20 protein-coding genes are annotated in these 22,770 nt (G+C 44.5%); 7 read left to right on the top strand and 13 right to left on the bottom strand.

Annotated features, from left to right (window positions below):
- Positions 1 to 149: 149 nt before the first annotated feature.
- The 6 genes from folA to rplU all read right to left on the bottom strand — a co-directional run bounded on the left by folA (position 150) and on the right by rplU (position 4,167).
- Positions 150 to 629, bottom strand: a complete 480-nt coding sequence (gene folA, locus OCV30_RS02135) for a type 3 dihydrofolate reductase (protein WP_065680146.1) — start codon at positions 627 to 629, stop codon at positions 150 to 152.
- Between the two features lie 40 nt (positions 630 to 669).
- A complete protein-coding gene (locus tag OCV30_RS02130; RefSeq protein ID WP_009847830.1) occupies positions 670 to 1,143 on the bottom strand; it encodes a threonine/serine exporter family protein in 474 nt (157 codons plus the stop codon).
- Positions 1,143 to 1,910, bottom strand: a complete 768-nt coding sequence (locus tag OCV30_RS02125) for a threonine/serine exporter family protein (RefSeq protein ID WP_004735903.1) — start codon at positions 1,908 to 1,910, stop codon at positions 1,143 to 1,145. The genes OCV30_RS02130 and OCV30_RS02125 overlap by 1 nt, the downstream gene beginning before the upstream one ends.
- Before the next feature lie 169 nt (positions 1,911 to 2,079).
- Complete coding sequence (cgtA, locus tag OCV30_RS02120; protein ID WP_009847831.1) at positions 2,080 to 3,252, bottom strand: Obg family GTPase CgtA; 1,173 nt, start codon at positions 3,250 to 3,252, stop codon at positions 2,080 to 2,082.
- Between the two features lie 326 nt (positions 3,253 to 3,578).
- The gene (gene rpmA, locus OCV30_RS02115) at positions 3,579 to 3,836 is read right to left on the bottom strand and encodes a 50S ribosomal protein L27 (protein WP_004735905.1); all 258 of its coding nucleotides are present in this window, start codon (positions 3,834 to 3,836) and stop codon (positions 3,579 to 3,581) included.
- Between the two features lie 19 nt (positions 3,837 to 3,855).
- Positions 3,856 to 4,167, bottom strand: coding sequence for a 50S ribosomal protein L21 (gene rplU, locus OCV30_RS02110; protein WP_004740823.1), 312 nt, complete (start codon positions 4,165 to 4,167; stop codon positions 3,856 to 3,858).
- Positions 4,168 to 4,435: 268 nt separating this feature from the next.
- Here rplU and ispB point away from each other — a divergent pair, with 268 nt between their 5' ends.
- Positions 4,436 to 5,407 (top strand): octaprenyl diphosphate synthase, encoded by a 972-nt coding sequence (ispB, locus tag OCV30_RS02105; RefSeq protein ID WP_065680145.1) that lies wholly within the window; start codon positions 4,436 to 4,438, stop codon positions 5,405 to 5,407.
- 87 nt (positions 5,408 to 5,494) lie between these two features.
- Here the strand turns inward: ispB and OCV30_RS02100 are convergent, their stop codons facing one another.
- Positions 5,495 to 5,686: a hypothetical protein gene (locus OCV30_RS02100; protein ID WP_065680144.1), complete on the bottom strand. Its 192-nt coding sequence runs from the start codon at positions 5,684 to 5,686 to the stop codon at positions 5,495 to 5,497.
- Positions 5,687 to 5,815: 129 nt separating this feature from the next.
- The gene (gene mdh / locus OCV30_RS02095) at positions 5,816 to 6,751 is read right to left on the bottom strand and encodes a malate dehydrogenase (protein WP_009847834.1); all 936 of its coding nucleotides are present in this window, start codon (positions 6,749 to 6,751) and stop codon (positions 5,816 to 5,818) included.
- Between the two features lie 351 nt (positions 6,752 to 7,102).
- Between mdh and argR the strand changes: the two genes are divergently transcribed.
- The 4 genes from argR to OCV30_RS02075 all read left to right on the top strand — a co-directional run bounded on the left by argR (position 7,103) and on the right by OCV30_RS02075 (position 12,265).
- Positions 7,103 to 7,573: a transcriptional regulator ArgR gene (argR, locus tag OCV30_RS02090; protein ID WP_004735909.1), complete on the top strand. Its 471-nt coding sequence runs from the start codon at positions 7,103 to 7,105 to the stop codon at positions 7,571 to 7,573.
- A gap of 343 nt (positions 7,574 to 7,916) precedes the next feature.
- On the top strand, positions 7,917 to 8,885 hold the full coding sequence (locus OCV30_RS02085; RefSeq protein WP_009847835.1) for a TAXI family TRAP transporter solute-binding subunit: 969 nt from the start codon (positions 7,917 to 7,919) through the stop codon (positions 8,883 to 8,885).
- 255 nt (positions 8,886 to 9,140) lie between these two features.
- A complete protein-coding gene (locus OCV30_RS02080; RefSeq protein WP_065680143.1) occupies positions 9,141 to 11,720 on the top strand; it encodes a TRAP transporter permease in 2,580 nt (859 codons plus the stop codon).
- 107 nt (positions 11,721 to 11,827) lie between these two features.
- Positions 11,828 to 12,265, top strand: a complete 438-nt coding sequence (locus OCV30_RS02075; protein WP_009847837.1) for a universal stress protein — start codon at positions 11,828 to 11,830, stop codon at positions 12,263 to 12,265.
- 92 nt (positions 12,266 to 12,357) lie between these two features.
- Here OCV30_RS02075 and OCV30_RS02070 read toward each other — a convergent pair whose 3' ends face one another.
- Together OCV30_RS02070 and rluA are read right to left on the bottom strand one after the other, a co-directional pair.
- Positions 12,358 to 13,320: a D-2-hydroxyacid dehydrogenase gene (locus tag OCV30_RS02070; protein ID WP_065680142.1), complete on the bottom strand. Its 963-nt coding sequence runs from the start codon at positions 13,318 to 13,320 to the stop codon at positions 12,358 to 12,360.
- 34 nt (positions 13,321 to 13,354) lie between these two features.
- On the bottom strand, positions 13,355 to 14,089 hold the full coding sequence (gene rluA, locus OCV30_RS02065) for a bifunctional tRNA pseudouridine(32) synthase/23S rRNA pseudouridine(746) synthase RluA (RefSeq protein ID WP_065680141.1): 735 nt from the start codon (positions 14,087 to 14,089) through the stop codon (positions 13,355 to 13,357).
- Positions 14,090 to 14,247: 158 nt separating this feature from the next.
- On the opposite strand from rluA, the gene OCV30_RS02060 reads away from it, so the two are divergent.
- Positions 14,248 to 15,525: an NRAMP family divalent metal transporter gene (locus OCV30_RS02060; protein ID WP_065680140.1), complete on the top strand. Its 1,278-nt coding sequence runs from the start codon at positions 14,248 to 14,250 to the stop codon at positions 15,523 to 15,525.
- A gap of 115 nt (positions 15,526 to 15,640) precedes the next feature.
- On the opposite strand, the gene rapA is transcribed toward OCV30_RS02060, so the two are convergent.
- Positions 15,641 to 18,550 carry an RNA polymerase-associated protein RapA gene (gene rapA / locus OCV30_RS02055; RefSeq protein ID WP_065680139.1) on the bottom strand — a complete coding sequence of 970 codons (2,910 nt, stop codon included), beginning with the start codon at positions 18,548 to 18,550 and terminating at the stop codon, positions 15,641 to 15,643.
- 419 nt (positions 18,551 to 18,969) lie between these two features.
- Between rapA and OCV30_RS02050 the strand changes: the two genes are divergently transcribed.
- Positions 18,970 to 20,349, top strand: coding sequence for a PhoH family protein (locus tag OCV30_RS02050; RefSeq protein ID WP_065680138.1), 1,380 nt, complete (start codon positions 18,970 to 18,972; stop codon positions 20,347 to 20,349).
- Between the two features lie 110 nt (positions 20,350 to 20,459).
- On the opposite strand, the gene tldD is transcribed toward OCV30_RS02050, so the two are convergent.
- Together tldD and OCV30_RS02040 are read right to left on the bottom strand one after the other, a co-directional pair.
- Entirely contained in the window at positions 20,460 to 21,905 is a 1,446-nt protein-coding gene (tldD, locus tag OCV30_RS02045) for a metalloprotease TldD (RefSeq protein WP_065680137.1), read from the bottom strand.
- 19 nt (positions 21,906 to 21,924) lie between these two features.
- Positions 21,925 to 22,737, bottom strand: a complete 813-nt coding sequence (locus OCV30_RS02040) for a carbon-nitrogen hydrolase family protein (RefSeq protein WP_065680136.1) — start codon at positions 22,735 to 22,737, stop codon at positions 21,925 to 21,927.
- Between the last annotated feature and the right edge of the window lie 33 nt (positions 22,738 to 22,770).

Below are 22,770 nucleotides of genomic sequence, written 5' to 3'. Positions count from 1 at the left end.
AATACGAGATACGAAATACGAGATACGAGATACGAGATACGAGATACGAGATACGAGATACGAGATACGAGATACGAGATACGAGAAGCTTGCGCTAACTAGGCACAGTAACGCAAGCATTTTCAGAGCCTAACTCTTAATAACCACCGTTAACGCTCGAGAACCACAAACTCCATATTGTGCTTGTTTTTCTCATCAGCTTGATAAGTATCATTAAAGCTCTGCTTCCAACCTTCTCCCCAGTCTGGGAATTGAGTATCACCATCCACATCAAAATCGATATAAGTCAGGTATAACTTGTTCGCTTTTGGTAAGCAGCTTTCATAGATTGAACCGCCACCGATGATCATCACTTCATCAACATCACTAACTAGCTCTAGTGCTTTTTCAATCGAAGTTACCGTCGTTACGCCTTCGATTTCTAAACCCTCGTCGCGGCTGATTACAACGTTCAGCCTCCCCGGCAAAGGGCGACCAATTGAATCGTAAGTCTTACGTCCCATCACGACAGGCTTGCCCATAGTTGAGCGTTTAAACCATGCGAAATCTGCAGGTAAATGCCAAGGCATCTGATTGTCTTTACCAATTACACGGTTGTTCGCCATTGCCGCTATCATGCTGATGATCATAAATCGAAAGTCCTGTCCTTACTTGAAAATGAAGTTGAAGCTAGACGATAGGTCTACGACGGTAGAATAACAGCCCAGGCACTGCTAAGCCAACCGCAAGCCCTGCGATAATGAACATCGATTTCAAAAAGTTCTCCATCAACAATGCCAATAGTTCTGGGTTGTATCCTGCTCGGTTAATCTCAACCATGGCAATCATCGCCTTAAAGGCAAACACACCAGGAACCATCGGAATCAAGGCTGCAACCGTAAATACTTTCGGGTGTGCTAACAATTTATGCGACCAATGCACCCCTATCATGCCTACCAATGTAGCAGCAAAGAACGTCGCCCATTCAATGGGAATGCCGAAATGCATCATTAAGTAACGGCTACCGTGGCCAATGGATCCTCCGAGAGCACAATAGATCAACGCTCGTTGCGGGACGTTAAACACCAATGCAAAACCAACCGCAGGAATCGCAGCAAAAAACATGTCGTTGAGTAACCCAACAAAAAGTTCAAAAATAGTCATTAGTTCACCCACCCCCATACGTCAGATAGGCTCATCGCTGCGACAATACCTAAGCTTGTAGCCAACGTTAATAAACTGGCCATGGTGAAGCGTGCGAGACCCATATTTATATGGCCTTTAAGCATATCTGCTACGGAGTTAATCAAAGGAAAACCGGGCACTAGCATCAATACTGACGAAGCCATCACGATAGTGGGTTGACCACCAATATTGTAGAGCACTGCCTGAGCTGAAATGGTGGTGGTGACAAAAGCGGTAATAGCGAAATTTAATAACGGATTGAAATGGCGATGCCCGATCTCTTGTCTCACGATCATACCGCAAGCCGAAGCTATAAACGTCATCATAAAGACATGCCAATCTCCGCCAGCAAGACGGCTAAAAGAAGCACACGATAGCCCTATCATTACGACAACTAACCAACGGTTGTAGCGTTCAGGACTGATCCCTTGGATCTTCTTATAAGCTAAATCATAATCAAGAATCCCTTTCTCCATCATGATACACACACGTTGAATCTCGGTTATCACCTGCATATTAATGCCACGATCAGCGCAACTTCGAGTCGTCGTTATGCAATGATCATCCATTACTGTTGTCACAACCAATGCATTGGCTGACAGTGCAACTTCAACCTCATTCACCCCACAAGCAATACCGATACGGCGCATTATGTCACCGACCAATGTGCTCTCGGCGCCATGAGCTAATAACATTTGTCCTGATTGAGCGACTAACCTTGAGATCGCTCTTTGTTTTGATGCCATGATTTCCTTCCCATAGGCGTTAATTATCTAAAGATAAATTTTGCATAAAAAACAGCAAGACGTCATGATTTAGATACAAAAAAACCGCAATTTTCATTGCGGTTTAATAAAACTATCAGCGTATCTTAGAAAAAGCGACCAAAGTGCTTATAAGAAACTACGAGGATTATTAATCACGAACATAGATAACATGACCGTCATCTTCTTCGTCATCCCAATCATCCCAGTCGTCGTCATCTTCAGTAACGACATTCTTACCGGCCATCGCATCTTTATGGTAGTCATCCCACATAAAGTTAACTTTTTCTTCTTCTTCAATTGCTTCAACTTCACGAGGTAGGTTCTCCATGAACTCACCCAGTTTAAAGCAAAGATCTTTGGTACCGATCTTGTTTACAGCAGAGATCTTGAAGTACTCGCCTTCCCAACCCAAAGCTTCGACGATTTCTTGAATCTTTTCGTCAGCTTCTTCTTCAGGCATTAGGTCAACTTTATTGAACACTAACCAACGAGGTTTCTGTGCAACTTTCTCACTGTATTGCTCAAGCTCATCGATGATCGTCAGTGCATTCTGAATAGGATCAGAACCATCGATCGGCAAAATATCGATCATATGCAGAAGAACGCGACAACGCTCAAGGTGCTTCAAGAAACGAATACCAAGACCAGCGCCATCAGCTGCGCCTTCGATCAAGCCAGGGATATCGGCAACGACGAAACTCTTCTCAGGGACAACACTTACCACACCTAAGCTAGGAATTAGCGTCGTAAACGGGTAATCAGCCACTTTTGGCTTTGCAGCAGATACTGAGCGAATAAACGTAGATTTACCAGCGTTTGGCAAGCCAAGCATACCAACATCCGCGAGCAGAAGAAGCTCTAAACGTAGTTCGCGAACTTCACCTTTAGTACCCATTGTCTTTTGACGAGGAGCACGGTTAACAGACGACTTAAAACGCGTGTTACCAAGACCGTGCCAACCACCTTTACCAACCATGACTTTCTTGCCATGCTCAGCAACTTCAGCAACGATTTCATTAGTGTGGATATCAACAGCGCGAGTACCTACTGGTACTTTCATTGTCATATCTTTACCACGTTTACCAGTACAGTTACCACCGCGGCCATTTTCGCCACGCTCAGCATTGTAAAAACGTTGGAAACGGTAATCGATCAGTGTGTTTAAGTTTTCATCCGCTTGAATGTAAACATCACCACCATCACCGCCATCACCGCCGTCAGGACCACCTTTAGCGACGAATTTTTCGCGCCAAAAGCTTACTGTACCATTACCGCCATCACCGGCTTCTATTTTTACTGATGCTTCATCAACGAATTTCATTTTTTAACTCCGCACTTACGTTGCGTTACCACTCATCAAGGAGTGATATAAATTCTAGCAGATCCGTGTTTAGATCGATCACCTAAGATCTAGATCGATCTGCAACCAAGGAACAAATAAGGAGAGGTTCTTTGCTTTCTGTATCTTAAAAAACAAACGGCTTCTTAATAAAACCAAACTGTTTCTCAAAAATAAAACGGCTTCTCAAAACCAAAACAAGAGCGTCTACTTTTTTATTCTCGCTATAAATAAAAAACCCTGCCGAATCGGCAGGGCTTTTGAATTCAGCTTGAAAGCTAGTATAAATAATCTAATAAAAGATTAAATTACTCAGCTTCGATGCTTACAAACTTACGGTTTTTAGGACCTTTTACTGCAAATTTCACTTTACCTTCAGTAAGAGCAAAAAGAGTATGGTCTTTACCGATGCCAACGTTTGTGCCAGCGTGGAACTTAGTACCACGTTGACGAACGATGATGTTACCTGCAAGAACAGATTCACCACCAAAACGCTTAACACCAAGACGTTTGCTTTCTGAATCGCGGCCGTTATTAGTAGAACCGCCAGCTTTTTTATGTGCCATTGTTAAACTCTCCTAATACTTAAGCGTTAATGCCAGTGATTTTCACTTCTGTGAACCACTGACGGTGACCAGCTTGCTTACGCGAGTGCTTACGACGACGGAACTTAACGATTTTTACTTTATCGCCACGACCGTGTTGTACTACTTCTGCAGTAACTTTGCCACCTTCAACAAGAGGTGCACCAACAGCGATTTCTTCGCCGTTAGCAACAAGAAGAACTTTATCAAATTCTACAGTTGCACCAGTTTCAACGTCTAATTTCTCTAAACGAAGTGTTTGACCTTCGCTTACTCGGTGTTGTTTGCCACCAGATTGGAAAACAGCGTACATATTTTACTCCGCTTTTTCCGCACAGCCTATGGTTGTTAATTCTACAACTCGGGTGTGCGCTAAACTAATCAATAGGGCGCAGATTCTACGGGAATCATGCCGCTATGACAAGCCATATTTTTAAAATATTGGCGAAAACATGTTCGCCAAAGAAAAGTGCGGCAATGATGCCTTTAAGTGATGTATTAATCAACGTTTTTTAGTGTATTATTCAACAATTAAATACAACGTATAAGCCTTACAGGGTCTAACTTCAGCCGGATGAACAATGGATTTTAAAGCTATCCAAACGCTTACTGCCAATGATATGGCAAAAGTGAATGAAACAATTCAAGCCCAACTTAATTCTGACGTAAGTTTAATCAACCAGCTTGGTTTTTATATCGTTAGCGGTGGTGGCAAACGCCTACGTCCTTTGCTTGCTCTTTTATCTGCTCGTGCACTTGGTTATCAAGGTGAAGCTCATATTACCTCTGCAGCTTTTATCGAGTTTATTCACACAGCTACCCTTCTCCATGATGATGTCGTCGACGAGTCGGACATGAGACGCGGTAAAGCGACAGCCAACGCAGCTTTTGGTAATGCCGCTAGCGTTTTGGTGGGTGACTTTATCTACACTCGCTCGTTCCAGATGATGACAACGCTAGGATCCTTAAAGATCCTCGAGTTAATGAGTGAAGCAGTTAACGTGATTGCCGAGGGTGAAGTTCAACAATTAATGAACTGTAATAACCCGGACACCACAGAAGAAAGTTACATGCAGGTCATCTACTCGAAGACCGCTCGCTTGTTTGAAGCTGCAACGCAAATCGGTGCAATTCTTAGCGAATCATCACCTGAAATCGAAACGGCTATGCAAAACTACGGTAAATACCTAGGCACTGCATTCCAATTGATTGATGATGTGATGGATTACACTGCTGATGGTAAAGAGATGGGTAAGAACGTTGGTGATGACCTAGCAGAAGGCAAACCGACGTTACCGTTGCTTTACGCAATGCGCAATGGTTCCCCAGACCAAGCAAGCATGATTCGTGAAGCGATTGAAAAAGCTAATGGTATGGAACGTCTCGACGACATTATGTCTGTCATGAAAGAGACTGGCTCGTTAGAGTACACGACCAATAAAGCCTACGAAGAAGCTGATAAAGCCATTGCTGAGCTTTCTATTCTTCCTAATTCAGAATATAAGCAAGCTTTAACTACGCTAGCTCACCTTGCAGTAAAACGTAGCAAGTAAATAGAGACTAAGCAGTAAGTAGACAGCTATACAAAAAAAAGAGCCTGTTGGCTCTTTTTTTGATCCTGCTAGATAATACACTGGGTCTCAATAACGACTCGATTCTAACGATAGAGGTAGTTGCGCTTCGATCTCTTCAAGTTCTTCCAACGGAACTGCATATTGCTTATGACTATTGTAAGACTCAAACAACGCGAACTGCTCTTGCTCATCGATAACCAATATCTTGCCCAAGCGACCTAGATAGTTAACATTCATCCCTTTTTGTACTCTAATCATCGTTCAATACCCTAATTCTTCGTGGTTAGAAAAAGATTACGAGTGGGTTGAATACAAGGATCAAAAAAGCCGATCGCAATGATCGGCTTTCGTTAACTGTCGTTTTAGCAGAGTTCAGTTATCTATCGCTTATTTAGCGAATTCAACACCAATCTCAATATCGCCATTTAGCGTTTCTAGCATGCTGTCTAGTGCATTGCGTTCGAAGTCGCTCAGTTCACCGTAGCTAAGAATCGCTTCAGCGCCTTCTTTGCCAAGTTTAACTGGTTGTGCGAAGAATGGTGCGTGCTCGCCTTCACCTTCAACGTAGGCACACTCAATCACGTTCTCTTCGCCTTGAAGTGCTTTCACTAGAGCAAGACCGAAGCGACAAGCCGCTTGACCCATAGATAGAGTCGCACTACCGCCACCCGCTTTAGCTTCTACTACTTCAGTACCCGCGTTTTGGATGCGAGTTGTTAGCGCTGCGATTTCTTCGTCAGTAAACTCAACACCTTCAACTTGAGAAAGCAGAGGAAGGATCGTTACACCTGAGTGACCACCGATAACAGGAACACGAATGTCGCCTGGATCTTTATCTTTCAGCTCAGCAACGAACGTTTCAGAACGAATGACATCAAGAGTCGTAATACCAAATAGACGACGCTTGTCGTAAACGCCCGCTTTCTTAAGTACTTCAGCAGCGATTGGCACTGTTGTATTTACTGGGTTGGTAATGATACCAACACAAGCAGTAGGACAAGTAACGGCAATTTTTTCAGCTAGAGACTTAACAATGCCAGCGTTCACATTGAAAAGATCCGCACGATCCATACCAGGTTTACGAGCAACACCCGCAGAAATAAGCACAACATCCGCACCTTCAAGTGCTGGAGTTGGATCTTCACCCGCGTAACCTTTGATCGAAACAGGCGTTGGGATATGGCTAAGATCGGCAGCAACCCCCGGGGTTACCGGAGCGATGTCGTAAAGTGCAAGATCTGAACCAGCAGGCAGGCGGTTCTTTAGTAGTAGGGCTAGGGCTTGACCGATGCCACCAGCGGCACCAATAACAGCTACTTTCATTGTTATTCTCCTTGAGAGCTTTCTCTTATAGATTCTTTGTAGGGTAATTCTTGAGCTAAATTATGGTTAAAAAGTTAAATTATCGCTAAAAAACTATATTAATCACAAAGTGATTACAATCAATTAACGCTAGCTTTGCGACTTCGCGCAAGTCAATAAAACCGTGCTACACAGCAAGTTCGCATTATGGCGATAATCATTTGAAATGACAAAACAACTCGTCTTAAATAACACATTATCCTATTAAATTTTTACAGTGATATGACTAACAAATTACCGTGATATTTTGGCGAGAACTGAATATGTATGCGAGAATATGCAAACATCTTTGTTAATGAATAAGAATGACATATGCGCAATACAGAAAAACAAGACAACTTAGTTCGAGCTTTTAAATCACTACTAAAAGAAGAACGTTTTGGTTCGCAAGGCGAGATTGTCGATGCCCTGAAGCATGAAGGCTTTGAAAGTATCAACCAATCTAAAGTTTCGCGTATGTTAACTAAGTTTGGCGCCGTGCGAACACGCAATGCAAAAATGGAGATGGTTTACTGTCTTCCTGCTGAACTTGGTGTTCCGACGGTTTCGAGCTCTTTAAGAGAGTTAGTGTTAGATATTGACCACAACAATGCATTGGTTGTGATACACACTGGCCCTGGTGCCGCGCAGCTTATTGCTCGCTTATTAGATTCATTAGGTAAGTCAGAAGGCATACTGGGGGTAGTTGCTGGAGATGATACTATCTTCATTACTCCAACCTTATCAGTTACCACTAAGCAACTGTTCGATTCTGTATGCGAACTGTTTGAATACGCAGGATAATTGCTCACAGTTTCATAACTATCAGCCATTACTATTGGATCACAAACACCTATTTAGTTCGTGATCCAAATCACATCCTAAGATATCTATCCCGCCTCTCCCAAAAATCACTAACTCATTGATTTTAAAAAACTCAATAGCAAATCAAACACGAGATCCAACCGTCATTTGTTAGGTTTTTTCGCTATATCTTTTAACATTTGAGTAATTTTCTGCCAATTTTTGATATTATTCAGCCACTTTTTCATCACATGGATTGAAAAAGGTGCCGTTTCCAAATAGGAAACTCCAGAAACGACTACACTTGTTTCAGGGTTAATAATGAATAAAGGAAGGGAAATTCATGGCATTTACCAAACTGATTAAAGTTGGAGCTATTGCAGCTGCTGTAATGGGCGCTGGTGCAGTTAACGCTCAAGAGTTCATCACAATTGGTACTGGTTCAGTAACGGGTGTTTACTACCCAACTGGTGGTGCAATTTGTAAGCTAGTGAACAAAGGTCGCAAAGACCACAACATTCGTTGTTCTGTAGAGTCTACTGGTGGTTCAATCTACAACGTTAATACCATCCGTGCTGGTGAACTAGATTTCGGTGTTGTTCAATCGGACTGGCAATACCACGGCTATAACGGTACAAGTAAGTTCAAAGATCAGGGCGAATACAAGAAACTTCGCGCTATGTTCTCTCTACATACAGAACCGTTCAACATCATCGCTCGCACCGATGCAGGTATTAACAATGTTTCAGACCTAGCTGGTAAGCGTGTCAACATTGGTAACCCTGGTTCTGGCGACCGTGCAACGATGGGTGTTGTAATGGACTCTATGGGCTGGACTAACGATAGCTTCAAGCTTGCTTCTGAACTGAAAGGTTCTGAGCGTTCACAAGCACTTTGTGATAACAAGATTGATGCATTCATCTACATGGTTGGTCACCCGAACGGATCAATTAAAGAAGCGACAACGTCTTGTGATGCAAAACTGGTTTCTGCAACAGGTCCACAGATCGACAAGATCGTAGCTGAAAACCCATACTACGCATACAGCACAGTACCTGCTGGTATGTACCGCGGTACAGATGCTGACGTAAATAGCTTCGGTGTTGCTGCAACTATGGTAACAACTTCAGACGTTTCGGATGAAGTAGCATACAACGTTGCTAAAGCAGTATTTGAAAACTTCGCAACATTCAAACGTCTGCACCCAGCATTTGCTAACCTGAAAAAAGAAGACATGGTTAAAGCGGGTATCTCTATCCCTCTTCATCCAGGTGCCGCAAAATACTACAAAGAAGTAGGTCTTCTAAAGTAACTCTACTTTAAGCCTACTAAACCAATAAGGAGGCTAGTCCTCCTTATTGGCTTTTCACGTTTTATAAAAATAATTTAAGTGAAAAGAACAACCCTTTAAGTTTCTCCAATTTGGAGGACTTACCTTCGTATCAAGCCTAAGACAAAGACGAACAAAGAACGCATTTCTCTATCCATTCACTACACTAGATAGGAAAGAAATCACGTTTAGTTGTTCGTAACAAAAGGCAGACCATCAATAATAAGGATAAAGTACATGACGCAGACAACATCACCGTCTCCAGATGTGCAAGAAATGGTGGCACAATCAGATACTGGTGCGCGTAGCCCTCGTGGTATCCAAGGCCGTATTTTATGGTTTGTGCCTCTATGTTGGTCATTGTTCCAACTTTGGTATGCATCTCCGCTGCCATTCATTTTTAACTTCGCAATTTTAAACGACACTGAAGCTCGAGCAATTCACCTTACGTTTGCTATTTTCCTAGCCTTTACCGCTTATCCAGCCATGAAGAATTCGCCTAGGGATCGCATCCCAGCCGTCGACTGGATATTAGCGCTTGTAGGTAGCTTTTCAGCTTCTTATATCTATATTTTCTATACTCAACTCGCTGAACGTTCAGGCGCTCCAACAACGTTTGATATTGTTGCGGCCGTATTCGGTATGGTTCTACTGCTTGAAGCAACACGACGCGCTTTAGGTCCACCTCTTATGGTGGTGGCAGCAGTCTTCCTACTTTACACCTTTGGTGGCCCTCACATGCCAGACGTTATTGCCCACAAAGGTGCGAGCCTGAACAAGGCAATGTCGCATCTGTGGTTAACAACAGAAGGTGTGTTCGGTGTTGCTCTTGGCGTATCAACGTCATTTGTATTCTTGTTTGTACTGTTTGGTGCAATGCTTGAGCGCGCGGGTGCAGGTGCTTACTTCATCAAAGTGGCATTCTCTCTGCTTGGCCACATGAAGGGCGGCCCAGCGAAAGCAGCCGTTGTAGCATCTGGTTTATCTGGTCTGGTATCAGGTTCTTCGATTGCTAACGTAGTTACCACTGGTACCTTTACTATCCCGCTAATGAAGCGTGTTGGTTTCCCGGGAACAAAAGCGGGTGCAGTAGAAGTCGCAGCTTCAACCAATGGTCAATTAACACCACCGATCATGGGTGCAGCAGCATTCTTGATGGTTGAGTACGTGGGCATCTCTTACGTAGAAGTAATCAAAGCAGCACTACTGCCCGCTCTGATCTCTTACATCGCCCTGATTTACATTGTTCACTTAGAGGCATGTAAAGCAGGTATGACGGGCTTACCTCGTCGTCACACACCAACTATCGTGCAAAGCCTACTCTCTTTCACTGGTACTATCTTAGGCCTATGTGTCATCAGTGCAGCGGTTTACTACGGTGTCGGCTGGACAAAAGATGTCTTTGGCGCTGCAGCCACACCAATTGTGACTGTTGCTCTATTAGTCTCTTATGTCGCTCTGGTTCGTGTTTCTGCTAAATACGCAGCTGAAGGTGGCATGGAAATCGACGAGAACCTAACAGAAGTACCTGATCCAGGCCCAACGATTAAGTCTGGCCTTCACTTCCTACTGCCTATCGTAGTTCTAGTTTGGTGTTTAACGGTTGAACGTTTCTCTCCAGGTCTGTCGGCATTCTGGGCGACTGTGTTCATGATCTTCATTCTGATCACTCAGCGTCCTTTGATGACTCTGATGAACAAATCAGACGATCTTGCAGAGCAAACTAAAGCAGGTTTCGTTGACCTAGCAGAGAGCTTAGTTTCAGGCGCACGTAACATGATCGGTATCGGTGTAGCGACAGCTGCAGCAGGTACGGTTGTAGGCGTGGTAACGCTGACAGGTATCGGCCTTGTAATGACCGATTTTGTTGAGTTCATCTCAGGCGGTAGCATCATTCTAATGTTGTTATTCACTGCGGTAATCAGCTTGATCTTAGGTATGGGCTTGCCAACAACGGCGAACTACATCGTTGTATCAACATTGATGGCACCAGTAATTGTTACCTTAGGCGCAGCGCACGGCTTGATCATTCCACTGATTGCGGTTCACTTATTCGTGTTCTACTTCGGTATTCTTGCGGACGATACACCTCCGGTAGGTTTGGCTGCATTTGCGGCCGCTGCGATTGCTAAATCAGACCCGATTCGTACCGGTATTCAAGGTTTTACCTACGATATCCGGACCGCGATATTGCCGTTCATGTTCATCTTCAACACCCAACTACTGTTGATGGGCATTGATTCTTGGTGGCACTTAGCACTGACGATTTTCTCTTCGGTTACTGCGGTACTTATCTTTGCAGCAGCGACACAAGGTTGGTGGTTCACTAAGAACAAGTGGTGGGAAACTATACTGCTTATCGTTCTGACCTTCTCTTTCTTCCGCCCTGGCTTCTGGTGGGACATGATTTATCCAGAGAAAGTTCTTTCACCTGGAGTTGAGATCGCTCAAATCACAGAAAATCTACCTGTGGGACAATCACTTGAATTGAGAGTCGGTGGCGAAAACTTAGAAGGTAACTATTCTGAGAAAACAGTTCGCCTTCCGTTTGAAGATTCTGCGACAACAAGTGAAGACCGCATTGCTTCAATGGGCCTAATGCTGACCCAAGCTGACGACAAGATGATTGTTGATATGGTTGAGTTTGGTAGCCCTGCTGAAGCCGCTGGCATTGACTTTGATTGGGAAATTAAATCCGTTATCCAAGATGCAGAACGACCAATGAAAGAGTGGGTATTCTTACCTGCCCTATTAATTTTGATTGGTTTAGCGATGAACCAAAGAAGGCGTGCTCGTAAGGATGAGATTAGCGCGTAATGGATAGAGCCAAATAGCGCTCTACTCTATTTGGCTTTTTTACTACATGGAAAAGATAATTACAGCGCTTGGTATGTACTCGGCGCTGCTCAAAAAGAGACGAATACATGTATAGACAAATCCTTGTTCCCGTTGATCTGAACGACAAAGGCTTTTCTGATAAAGCGGTCGAGCTAGCGGTATGGCACGCGAAACACAGTAATGCTGAGATCCACATTCTGAACGTATTACCGGGCATCCACATGTCGATGGTAGCGTCTTACTTCCCGAAAGATGCAGCAAACCAAATGAAGCTTGATGTTAAAAATCAGCTGAAAGAATTTGCTGATAAGCATATTGACGATGATGTGATCTATAAGGTTCACGTTGCCGAAGGCAAGGCCTACACAACGATTCTTGATTGCGCAGAGAAACTAGGGGCAGATCTTATCGTGATGCCTAGTCATAAGCGTTCAAAAATCGACAAGGTTGTACTTGGTTCTGTTGCAAGCAAAGTGGTTCAGAACTCACCAATCAATGTATTGGTAGTTAAGCCGCAAGGCTAAATCACTTAATCGACACAACGATCTAAATCTAAAAAGGTTGGCCTAAAAGCCAACCTTTTTTTATTTTGTGCTTGCACCATTCAATTCTTCAATCAACTCACTAAGTTCTGCGGATTACCTGCAACAAACCCATCAATATTATCGATTAAGATATCAGACAGTTTTTGAATTGAACTGTCGCTGCCCCACGCCACATGTGGTGTTAGCAGTAAATTAGGTAAGTGGCTGTTAGCCAATAGTGGATTCGAATTATCTGCAGGTTCTTGTGTAAACACATCCATGCCTGCACCTGCAATCTCATTACTTTTCAAAGCTTCAACTAAGGCCTGCTCATCGACAAGTCCACCACGGCCAGCATTAATTAATACCGCACTTGATTTCATCATGGTTAGCTCTCGCTCTGAAATCAGATTGCGAGTCGCTTCAGTTAATGGACAATGTAAGCTGATCGCATCCGCTTGCTGTAACACCGTATCAAAAGGTAGATACCCTTCTCGACAAGAATCAGCCCCTTTACGCTCAGTAAAGATGACATTCATACCAATCGCTTTTGCTAATATCGCGGTCGCTTGCCCTAAGCTACCACTCCCGATTAAGCCCAATGTACTGCCTGCAACATCTTGAATCGGATGAGTAAAGAAACAGAATTGTTTGTCCTTTTGCCACTCGCCAGCCTCGATATCTTGATGATAACCAAAGAGGTTTCGCTTAAGCGTAAACAGCATCGCGATAACATGTTCAGGTACCGATTGAGTCGCATAGCCCTGTACGTTAGCCACTGCGATATTGTTACCCTTGCAGTACTCTACATCGACATTGTTCATACCCGTTGCTGAAACAGCTATTAGCTTAAGTTGTTGTGCTTGAGCTAAATTCGATTCGTTGAGCACAACCTTATTGGTAATAACCACATCAGCGTCTTCAACTCGTTCAGACACTTGCTCCGGCGAAGTGAAATCATACTCAACCCATTGATGTTCAAAGCTAAGAGGTTTTAAATGTATTTGAGATGGGATGGTCGCTCGGTCGAGAAAGACCACTTTCAACTTCGGCATTGTACGTCCTTGAATTTATGTCAATTGAGTCATTCTAAGCTTTTAGCTTACTGTAGTCTGGAAGCTCTGGCGCAATTTCAAAGTGCTGTTCAATTTGTGGCGACGCTTGAGAGTAAAATTCACAAGGAACAAAGGCTTTGAACAGTTGGTTGTTCGCCGGATGATAAAAACTCAGTTCACATGCGTGTAAAGCTAACCTATCGCTATAATTAAACGCATCTGGTGTTGCATAAAACTCGTCGCCCACAATTGGATTCCCTAGTTCCATGCAGTGAACACGCAACTGATGAGAGCGACCAGTGATCGGCAGCAATTTCAATAATGTCGTTTGAGGCTCTTGTTGCTCAACCACATAGCGAGTCTGAGATGGTTTACCATCGTCGAAACACACTTTCTGCTTCGGCCTGTTTGGCCAATCGCAAATAAGAGGGAGGTCAATCAAACCTTCTGCTTCTTCTACTGAACCCCATACTCGCGCGTAATAGAGTTTGTGTGTCAGTCGATATTGAAACTGCTTCTTCAAATGACGCTCAGCTTGTTTGTGTTTAGCAAGCAGCATCAAGCCCGATGTCGACATGTCCAATCGGTGCACGACTTGAATCTCTGGAAACTCAACAACTAACCGACTCCACATACTGTCGTAATGTTCTGGCAACCTACCCGGAACAGAAAGCAAACCCGCAGGCTTGTTCACCACAAGAATATCGTCATCTTGATAAACAATATCAATCCACGGTTCACGCGGTGGTGTGTACTGTTCTAACGCCATTGAAGCCTCTTAATTGCTAGTGAATAAATAATTTACGGTTGATTCGTTTATAAATAAATACAATTTTCAACATTTCCGTACATAAAAGTTGACGACTTTACAAAACATGGTATTGATAGGGTAACGGATAATAAGAAGTCAGCATCAAAGGAAAAACGATGGACAGTACGGTTAAAACCACCAACACAAAAACACCAACCTCAGCTCCCCTATCAAGTTTAATTAAGTCTCTTGGCCCAGGCATTATGATGGCCGCAGCGGCTGTAGGTGGTTCTCACTTAGTCGCCTCAACCAAGGCGGGTGCGATTTATGGTTGGCAGCTTGCTGCGCTTATTATCCTCGTTAACGTATTTAAATACCCATTCTTCAGAGCCGGCATCCAATACACGCTAGGAACGGGTCAAAGCTTGGTGGAAGGTTACTCTAACCTAGGCCGACCATACCTTGTGATCTTTTCGATCTTGAGTGCCATATCTGCGGTCGTGAATACCGCTGCCCTGCTATTATTCAGTGCAAGCATACTCAGTTACTTTGTTCCTTTCGATTTAGCCACTAGCACCTTGTGCATGATCGTTTTAGCGACCTGTTTGATCATTCTGTTTGCTGGCCATTATCGTGCTCTCGATACACTATCTAAAGCGATCATGGCGATCTTAACCATCACAACCTTAGCTGCAGTCGCCATTGCTATCGGCTCTCCAGTCGAACCTGATGCTGCTTTTGTTCCACCGTCGCCTTGGTCATTGGCTGCTATTGGTTTTATCGTGGTGACCATGGGTTGGATGCCTGCGCCTATCGAGATTTCAAGCATCACCTCTATGTGGCTAAAAAGCCAAAAAGAGAAACAAGAAGTGACCGCTCAATCAGCACTGTTCGATTTCAATGTCGGTTACATTGGTACAGCACTGCTTGCTTTAGTATTCGTTGCGTTAGGCGCGCTAGTGCTTCACGGTTCCGGTGTTGAGCTGTCTCGCTCTGGTGTTGGCTTTACTCATCAGTTGGTCGGCATCTACGCTTCGACAATTGGTGAATGGTCTCGTCCATTAATCGCTCTTATCGCTTTCTTCTGTATCTTTGGTAGTACGATTACCGTTATCGATGGCTACTCACGCGTGCTTGCTGAATCACAGCGTCTATTATTCAAAAAAGATTCAAGCCCTAGAATGCTGCAAGGCTGGATCATCATTGTCTCTCTCGCGGCATTAGCGATTGTGATGTTCTTTAGCGCAGCACTGATGCCAATGCTTGATTTTGCGATGGTGCTTGCCTTTGCGACTACGCCATTCTTCGCATTGCTTAACTTCATCTTAGTAAGCAAAACTAAGCTTCCTGAAGGGTTGGCGATTGGCACTAAGCTAAAATGGTTGTCTGTGGTAGGCCTTGTTTACCTATTTGGCTTCTTAGCTCTGTTCGTTTGGTGGAAATGGTTGATGTAATCTGCTCTCCAAATTCTTAGCCAAACTGTTAACCAAGCTCTTACTAAGTTATAGATACAAATAAGGCCTTCATGATGAAGGCCTTATTTCGTTAAAGCATTTAGCTAATTCAAAACTAGTTGTGAGAAACCACAATCAAGCGTAACGAATCCAGCTGAACTTGAGCTTTGCTGATGTAACCCGTCAGTTCATTGATTTGAGCTTCGATAACCTCTAACTCTTCATCACGAATGTTAGGATTAACCGCTTTAAGCGCTTGTAGACGTTCTAACTCACCGTTCAAGTTAGTTTGCATATCTTTCTGAGCTTGTTGACGAACTTCTTCAACCTTCGGCAGTACATGCGTCTCACCTGCTTCGATTAGCTTGTGAATCTCACCTTGTACCGAGTTCACTAGCTTGCTCGCTAAATGACGGTTTACCGGGCTTAGTTGACGGTTAAAGCTATCGAATTCAACCTGAGCAGATAAATCGTTACCACGACCATCCATCATCAAGCGAATCGGCGTCTTAGGTAGGAACTGGCTGATACCGCTGCGCTTTGGCGCTTGTGCATCAACAAGGTAAACCAACTCAAGTAGAATCGTACCGACTGGCAGCGCTTTGTTCTTCAGTAGAGATACCGCAGACGCACCCACACCTTCACTCAATAGCAGATCAATACCGCCCTGAATCATTGGATGTTCCCAGCTAATAAAATTCATGTCTTCACGAGAAAGCGCGGTTTCACGGTCAAACGTAATCGTTGCACCTTCATAAGGTAAGCCTGGGTAGCTTGGCACCATCATGTGTTCAGAAGGTGTCACGACTAACGCATTTTCACCCTTGTCATCTTGATTCAGGCCAATGGTGTCGAATAGGCTTAATGCAAATGAAACTAGGTTAGTGTCACCATCCGTTGAAGCAATTTTCTCTGCAATCTCATGGGCTTTATCGCCACCATTTGAATGCATCTCTAGTAGGCGATCTCGGCCTTTTTCTAGATCCGATTTCAGGCTTTGATTGAGCTTCGCTGACTCTTCAATCACTTCATCAAGCTGCTCGGTGTTGCCAGAAGCCAGCATTTCAATCAGTACATCAGAATACTTATCGTAAACCGTGCGACCAGTAGGACAAGTCTCTGCGAATGCATTCAGACCTTCATCGAACCAACGCGCTAGAATCGCTTGCGATGTGCCTTTTAGGTAAGGAACATGAATGTCGATATCACGCAGCTGTCCGATACGGTCCAAACGACCAATACGTTGCTCAAGCAAGTCTGGGTTGAACGGTAGATCAAACATCACTAATTGGTTAGCAAACTGGAAGTTACGACCTTCAGAACCGATTTCGCTACAGATAAGAACCTGAGCGCCGCCCTCTTCTTGAGCAAAGTAAGCCGCAGCTTTATCACGCTCTAGAATCGACATACCTTCGTGGAATACCGTTGCACGCACACCTTCACGCTCACGTAGGGCTTGCTCCAGTTGCAGAGCCGTACTCGCACGCGACGCGATCACTAGGATCTTTTCGCTGCGCTTGTCTTGGATTTTTTCAATCAACCAGTTCACACGCGAATCGAACTGCCACCAGCTTGAATCTTCACCTTCAAACTCTTGGAAGATCTCTTCTGGATATAACATCTTCATCGCTCGAGCTTCTGGTGCCATCTTGCCACCGATCATGCCCGATACACGCATCGAGGTTGTGTACTGCGTTGGAATATCCATCGGCAGTAGATTTACATTACGCTTAGGGAAGCCTTTGATTGCAGCACGTGTGTTTCTGAAAAGAATACGGCCAGTACCATGGCGATCCATAAGGTTATCAATCAGTTCTTGGCGAGCTAAGGCTTGCTCTTCTTCGCTGCTATCGCCTTCAATCACGCGGAATAGAGGCTCAACATCTTGCTCAGACAGAAGCTCAGTGATCTGGTTCTTCGCGCTATTTTCAAGCTTCACGCCAGAGAACAATGCCGTTACGGCATCAGCAACAGGAGCGTATTGGTCTTCTTCTTCAACGAAAGCTTCGTAATCGTAAAAGCGGTCAGGATCAAGCAGACGCAGACGCGCAAAGTGACTCTCACGACCAAGCTGTTCAGGGGTCGCTGTCAGTAGCAATACACCAGACGTGTTTTCAGCTAATCCTTCAACCACTTGGTATTCGCGGCTCGGTTTGTCTTGGCTCCACTCAAGGTGGTGCGCTTCATCGACAACCAACAGATCCCACTCACCTTCAAGTGCTTGCTCGTAGCGCTTGCGGCTCTTGCGTAGGAAATCCAAAGAACACAGAACGTATTGCTGAGTATCAAATGGGTTATCTGATTCTGCGAAAGATTCAATGCAACGCTCTTCATCAAAGATAGAGAAGTGCAGATTGAAACGACGCATCATCTCTACTAACCACTGATGCTGTAGAGTTTCAGGTACCACAATCAGAATGCGTTCAGCGCGGCCAGACAACACCTGCTGGTGAATGATCATGCCCGCTTCGATGGTTTTACCTAGGCCAACTTCATCGGCAAGTAAAACACGCGGAGCATGACGACGACCGACTTCATGAGCAATGTACAATTGGTGAGGAATCAGGCCAGCACGCATACCACATAAGCCGCGCATTGGGCTCTTATGCTGTTGATATTGGTTGCTTAGTGCACGGTAACGCAGCACAAAGTTATCCATACGGTCGATTTGACCTGCGTACAGCTTATCTTGTGGCTTGTTAAAGCGGATCTGGTTACTTAAAAAGATTTCACGCAGAGTCACCTCTGTCTCTTGAGTATCTTCACGAGTACCCAAATAAGTCAGTAGCCCTTTATCTTCGATAACTTCTTCAACAGATAAAGACCAACCTTCTTGGCATTCGATGACATCGCCTACATTGAACGCCACTCGGGTTACGGGAGCATCTGTGCGTGCATAGACGCGGTTTTCTTCTGACGCAGCAAACATTACTGTCACTGTGCGAGCATCCATTGCTACAACGGTACCTAAACCTAAATCGCTCTCCGTATCGCTTATCCAGCGTTGCCCCAAAGCAAATGTCATGAATCGACTACCTCAATCTTATAGTTGGAATTTGGTCTTTCTAACTGCAATTTCAAACAAGAACGTTATTGCTCTTGAACTAAAAATATAGCCAAAAATGCCTAGTTTGCAGCCACTTTTTAAGTGCGCTCTTAATAATAAATATCTTGAGAAAATGGTGCAGAAAAAGGTCGCTAATCTTACTCGATGCTGTGATTTAGGTCACGCCTAAAGGAGACGATTTCATACTTTTTTTCTGTTTTCATAAGTGCAATCAAACTGTCAAAAAATCATGGTTATTCTATGGAGAGCAGAATGCAGCTCTCAAATGAAGTTTAGGTGAGTTGTTGACTATCACTAGAATCAGATACTAACCTTTATATGAGCTTAATCTACGTTCAATGAATGCAAGGCAAGCCGCACGTCGGCAAGGAGATGCTATGGGCGAGACCAACCGGAAGCTATTTGTTTTAGACACCAATATCCTACTTCACGAACCCTTCGCTATATTTTCTTTCCAAGAGCACGATGTCGTTATCCCAATGACAGTGCTAGAAGAACTCGACAGAATCAAAGACAGCAAAAGAGATGTTGCTCGAGATGCGAGAATTGCGATTCGAACTCTCGAAGACTTATTCAGGGAAGCCACACCAGACCAAATATCTGAAGGCATCCCTTTTTCTAAAGACATAAACGCATCTGGCAGTATTTCAATACTCGCTGACTACGAACTTCAAGAAAGCATCAAAGCCTTCGCCGATGACAAAGCTGGCGATAACCGAATCCTCAACGCAGTCCTCTATCTTCAAAATAAACGCGCGCCACGCGAAGTGGTTCTTATCACCAAAGACATCAACATGCGTTTACGTGCCAAAGGCGCCGGTGTCCGTTTTGTTGAAGACTATCAAACCGACCAATTGATTGATGATATCCAATACCTCACCAAAGGCTTCCAACAACTGGAAGGCTCATTTTGGGATGGTATCGATAATGTCGAGAGCAGAAGTTTAGACGGAAAGACGCTGCACACCTTAGCAAGATCGCCGTTCGAGCCAACCTTTCTCAACCAGTATGTGATTGACGAAGAAAGTGACTTTGCCGCTCGAGTCGAAGAGATTGAAACTGAAAGTATTACACTAAGAGACCTCAGTCGCGAAAGGCTAATGAATCGCAGAGCATGGGACATCACACCCAAAAACGTCTACCAAGGCATGGCGATCGATGCCCTGCTCGACCCTGATATTGATCTTGTGATTCTCACAGGCGCAGCGGGTAGCGGTAAGACACTGTTAGCCATGGCTGCTGCACTTGAACAAACCATTGAGCGTAAGCAGTTCGATAAGATCATCGTAACCCGAAACACCCCTGATATTGGTGAGTCGATAGGTTTCCTTCCTGGTACAGAGGAAGAGAAGATGTTGCCTTGGTTAGCCGCAGTGACCGATACACTGGAAGCGCTGCACAAGAACGATCACTGCACAGAGGGCTCGATGAAGTACATCTGTGATAAAGCCAACATCCAGTTCAAATCGATTAACTTTATGCGTGGCCGTTCAATTCAGAATGCGTTTGTGCTTTTGGATGAGTGTCAGAACCTGACCGCTTCACAAATCAAAACCATCATCACCCGTTGTGGTGAAGGTACCAAGATCGTCTGCTCAGGAAACCTAGCGCAGATAGATTCTTCCTACCTAACTCCTGTGACCTCGGGGCTCACCTATATGGTCGAGCGTTTTAAAAATTTCGAAGGTAGTGCCAATATCCACCTCAATGGTGTGGTACGTAGTCGACTGGCTGAATTTGCTGAAGAGAATATGTAAGAACTAACTAACTCGCTCTAACTCAAAGCAAAAGCGAAAACAAAAAGCGCCTCACATTGGAGGCGCTTTTCAATTTATCTTTATAGTAATTTTTCAGAGGCTAGTCTGCTTTACTCAGTACCACCGACAGTTAGCGAGTCTAGTTTCAATGTTGGTTGACCAACACCCACTGGTACACTTTGACCAGCCTTACCACACACACCAACACCACGGTCGATACTTAGATCATTACCGACCATAGACACCTGCTGCATTGCTTCGATACCCGAACCGATTAGCGTCGCGCCCTTCACTGGGTGAGTGATCTTACCGTTTTCAATCATGTACGCTTCAGAAGCTGAAAATACAAACTTACCTGAAGTAATATCAACCTGGCCGCCACCGAAGTTCGGTGCGTAGATACCTTTCTCAACCGTCGCGATGATCTCTTCTGGCGTGTGCTCACCCGGTAGCATGTAAGTGTTCGTCATGCGCGGCATAGGAAGATGCGCGTAAGACTCACGACGACCGTTACCTGTCGGTGCTACACCCATTAGACGAGCGTTCAGCTTATCTTGCATGTAACCTTTTAGGATGCCGTTTTCGATTAGCGTGTTGTACTGACCATTAACACCTTCATCATCGACGTTCAGTGAACCACGCAGATCAGTCAATGTACCGTCATCCACAATCGTACATAGGCTTGAGGTGACTTGCTCGCCAACTTTACCAGAGAATACAGATGACTCTTTACGGTTAAAATCACCTTCTAAACCGTGACCTACCGCTTCGTGCAATAGAACGCCCGGCCAGCCAGAACCAAGGACCACAGGCATTGCACCAGCAGGCGCAGCCACCGCTTCAAGGTTAACAAGAGCTTGGCGAATCGCTTCGTCAGCAAACTGATAAGCAACCTGAGTACCTTTGTCATCGCTCAAGAAGAAGTCGTAACCAAAACGGCCACCACCACCAGCACTCCCGCGCTCACGACGATCGCCTTTCTGCGCTAGCACGCTAATTGATAGACGAACCAACGGACGAATATCGCCAGCGTAAGTACCATCCGTCGCCGCAACCAGCATCTGCTCATGCACACCACTTAGGCTTACCGATACTTCAGTCACCATCGGCTCTTTAGTGCGAATGTAAGCGTCCAATGATTTCAGTAGTTCTGTTTTTTGCTGTTTTTCCCAGCTTGCTAGCGGGTTAACTGCATCATAGTAAGCTTGGTTAGAATTGCGCTTGAACGCGTGAACCTTACCGTTTTGGCCTTGCTTCGCGATACCACGAGCCGCAATTGCGCTCTGCTTAAGACCATCCAATTGGATTTGGTCAGAGTAAGCAAAACCGGTTTTTTCACCAGATACTGCGCGAACACCAACACCACAATCGATATTGAAAGAGCCGTCTTTAATAATGCTGTCTTCTAGCACCAAAGATTCATGCCAGCTTGACTGAAAGTAGATATCAGCATAATCAATTTGGCGGGTAGCAATACTCGCCAATGTATCTGCGATATTTTGCTCCGTCAGCCCTGTCGGGTTCAGTAGCGCTTCTTCAATTTGATTAATGCTCATAGATGGCTCTTGTTTGTAATTAAAATTGATTGGTAAATCGAGAGTGTTGCGTGATCGGCATATTTTGCCTAATGGACTCGCAACTGGATGTGTCTATCTCAACCACCATACTTTTAGGATCTTGGTCTAACTGTGCGACCACTCGTCCCCAGGGATCAACCACCATAGAGTGTCCCCATGTTTCTCTTTGACAAGGATGTTTTCCGCCTTGCCCTACCGCGACGATCCACGACTGTGTTTCGATTGCACGACATCTTAACAGTGCTTCCCAGTGTGCTTGACCCGTTACCGCAGTAAAAGCCGCAGGTACAACAATAATTTGCGCACCTTGCTTCCGTAACTCGGAATACAAGTGTGGAAAGCGCACATCATAACAAATACTCAAACCTAAGCGACCAAAAGGCGTTTCCGCTGTCACAACTTGGTTGCCTGGAGCAAAAATATCCGACTCTCGATAGCACTTATGGGCATCAGCGACATCTACATCAAACATGTGTAGCTTATCGTAGTGAGCAACTAGGCAACCAAAATCATCAATCACCAAGGTTGTGGTAGTCACGCCTTTAACTGTGCTTATCGGCATACTGCCAATAACAATCCAAATTCGATGAAGCTTTGCTAATTCAGAGATTTTCTTTTGCAATGGGCCATTATTTAGAGGCTCAGCATATTGGTGATAGTCGGCTTTACTGCCAAAGACTAACGCGTTTTCAGGGCATACTACCCACTTAGCCCCTAACTCTTTGCACTTTGCTACTTCTTGAGCAAGGTAGTCAAAGTTCAATTCAGGGCTAGGGCCCGATGTCATTTGAATCAATCCAACACAATCCATGTGTATCGCTCCTCCATTCATTATGATTCAGAA

This window comes from Vibrio atlanticus (assembly GCF_024347315.1).
Lineage (GTDB): Bacteria > Pseudomonadota > Gammaproteobacteria > Enterobacterales > Vibrionaceae > Vibrio > Vibrio atlanticus.
Note: the sequence above shows the minus strand (reverse complement) of the source record. Positions and strands in the feature narration are given on the sequence as shown.

Coding starts and splice junctions, on each gene's coding strand:
- rluA (WP_065680141.1), bottom strand. CDS start 14,089: ATGGCGTTAGAACAGTACACACCACCGCGTGAACCGTGGATTGATATT.
- rpmA (WP_004735905.1), bottom strand. CDS start 3,836: ATGGCACATAAAAAAGCTGGCGGTTCTACTAATAACGGCCGCGATTCA.
- folA (WP_065680146.1), bottom strand. CDS start 629: ATGATCATCAGCATGATAGCGGCAATGGCGAACAACCGTGTAATTGGT.
- OCV30_RS02085 (WP_009847835.1), top strand. CDS start 7,917: ATGGCATTTACCAAACTGATTAAAGTTGGAGCTATTGCAGCTGCTGTA.
- OCV30_RS02060 (WP_065680140.1), top strand. CDS start 14,248: ATGGACAGTACGGTTAAAACCACCAACACAAAAACACCAACCTCAGCT.
- OCV30_RS02070 (WP_065680142.1), bottom strand. CDS start 13,320: ATGCCGAAGTTGAAAGTGGTCTTTCTCGACCGAGCGACCATCCCATCT.
- OCV30_RS02130 (WP_009847830.1), bottom strand. CDS start 1,143: ATGACTATTTTTGAACTTTTTGTTGGGTTACTCAACGACATGTTTTTT.
- OCV30_RS02125 (WP_004735903.1), bottom strand. CDS start 1,910: ATGGCATCAAAACAAAGAGCGATCTCAAGGTTAGTCGCTCAATCAGGA.
- ispB (WP_065680145.1), top strand. CDS start 4,436: ATGGATTTTAAAGCTATCCAAACGCTTACTGCCAATGATATGGCAAAA.
- cgtA (WP_009847831.1), bottom strand. CDS start 3,252: ATGAAATTCGTTGATGAAGCATCAGTAAAAATAGAAGCCGGTGATGGC.
- OCV30_RS02050 (WP_065680138.1), top strand. CDS start 18,970: ATGGGCGAGACCAACCGGAAGCTATTTGTTTTAGACACCAATATCCTA.
- OCV30_RS02040 (WP_065680136.1), bottom strand. CDS start 22,737: ATGGATTGTGTTGGATTGATTCAAATGACATCGGGCCCTAGCCCTGAA.
- OCV30_RS02075 (WP_009847837.1), top strand. CDS start 11,828: ATGTATAGACAAATCCTTGTTCCCGTTGATCTGAACGACAAAGGCTTT.
- argR (WP_004735909.1), top strand. CDS start 7,103: ATGCGCAATACAGAAAAACAAGACAACTTAGTTCGAGCTTTTAAATCA.
- rplU (WP_004740823.1), bottom strand. CDS start 4,167: ATGTACGCTGTTTTCCAATCTGGTGGCAAACAACACCGAGTAAGCGAA.
- OCV30_RS02100 (WP_065680144.1), bottom strand. CDS start 5,686: ATGATTAGAGTACAAAAAGGGATGAATGTTAACTATCTAGGTCGCTTG.
- mdh (WP_009847834.1), bottom strand. CDS start 6,751: ATGAAAGTAGCTGTTATTGGTGCCGCTGGTGGCATCGGTCAAGCCCTA.
- OCV30_RS02080 (WP_065680143.1), top strand. CDS start 9,141: ATGACGCAGACAACATCACCGTCTCCAGATGTGCAAGAAATGGTGGCA.
- rapA (WP_065680139.1), bottom strand. CDS start 18,550: ATGACATTTGCTTTGGGGCAACGCTGGATAAGCGATACGGAGAGCGAT.
- tldD (WP_065680137.1), bottom strand. CDS start 21,905: ATGAGCATTAATCAAATTGAAGAAGCGCTACTGAACCCGACAGGGCTG.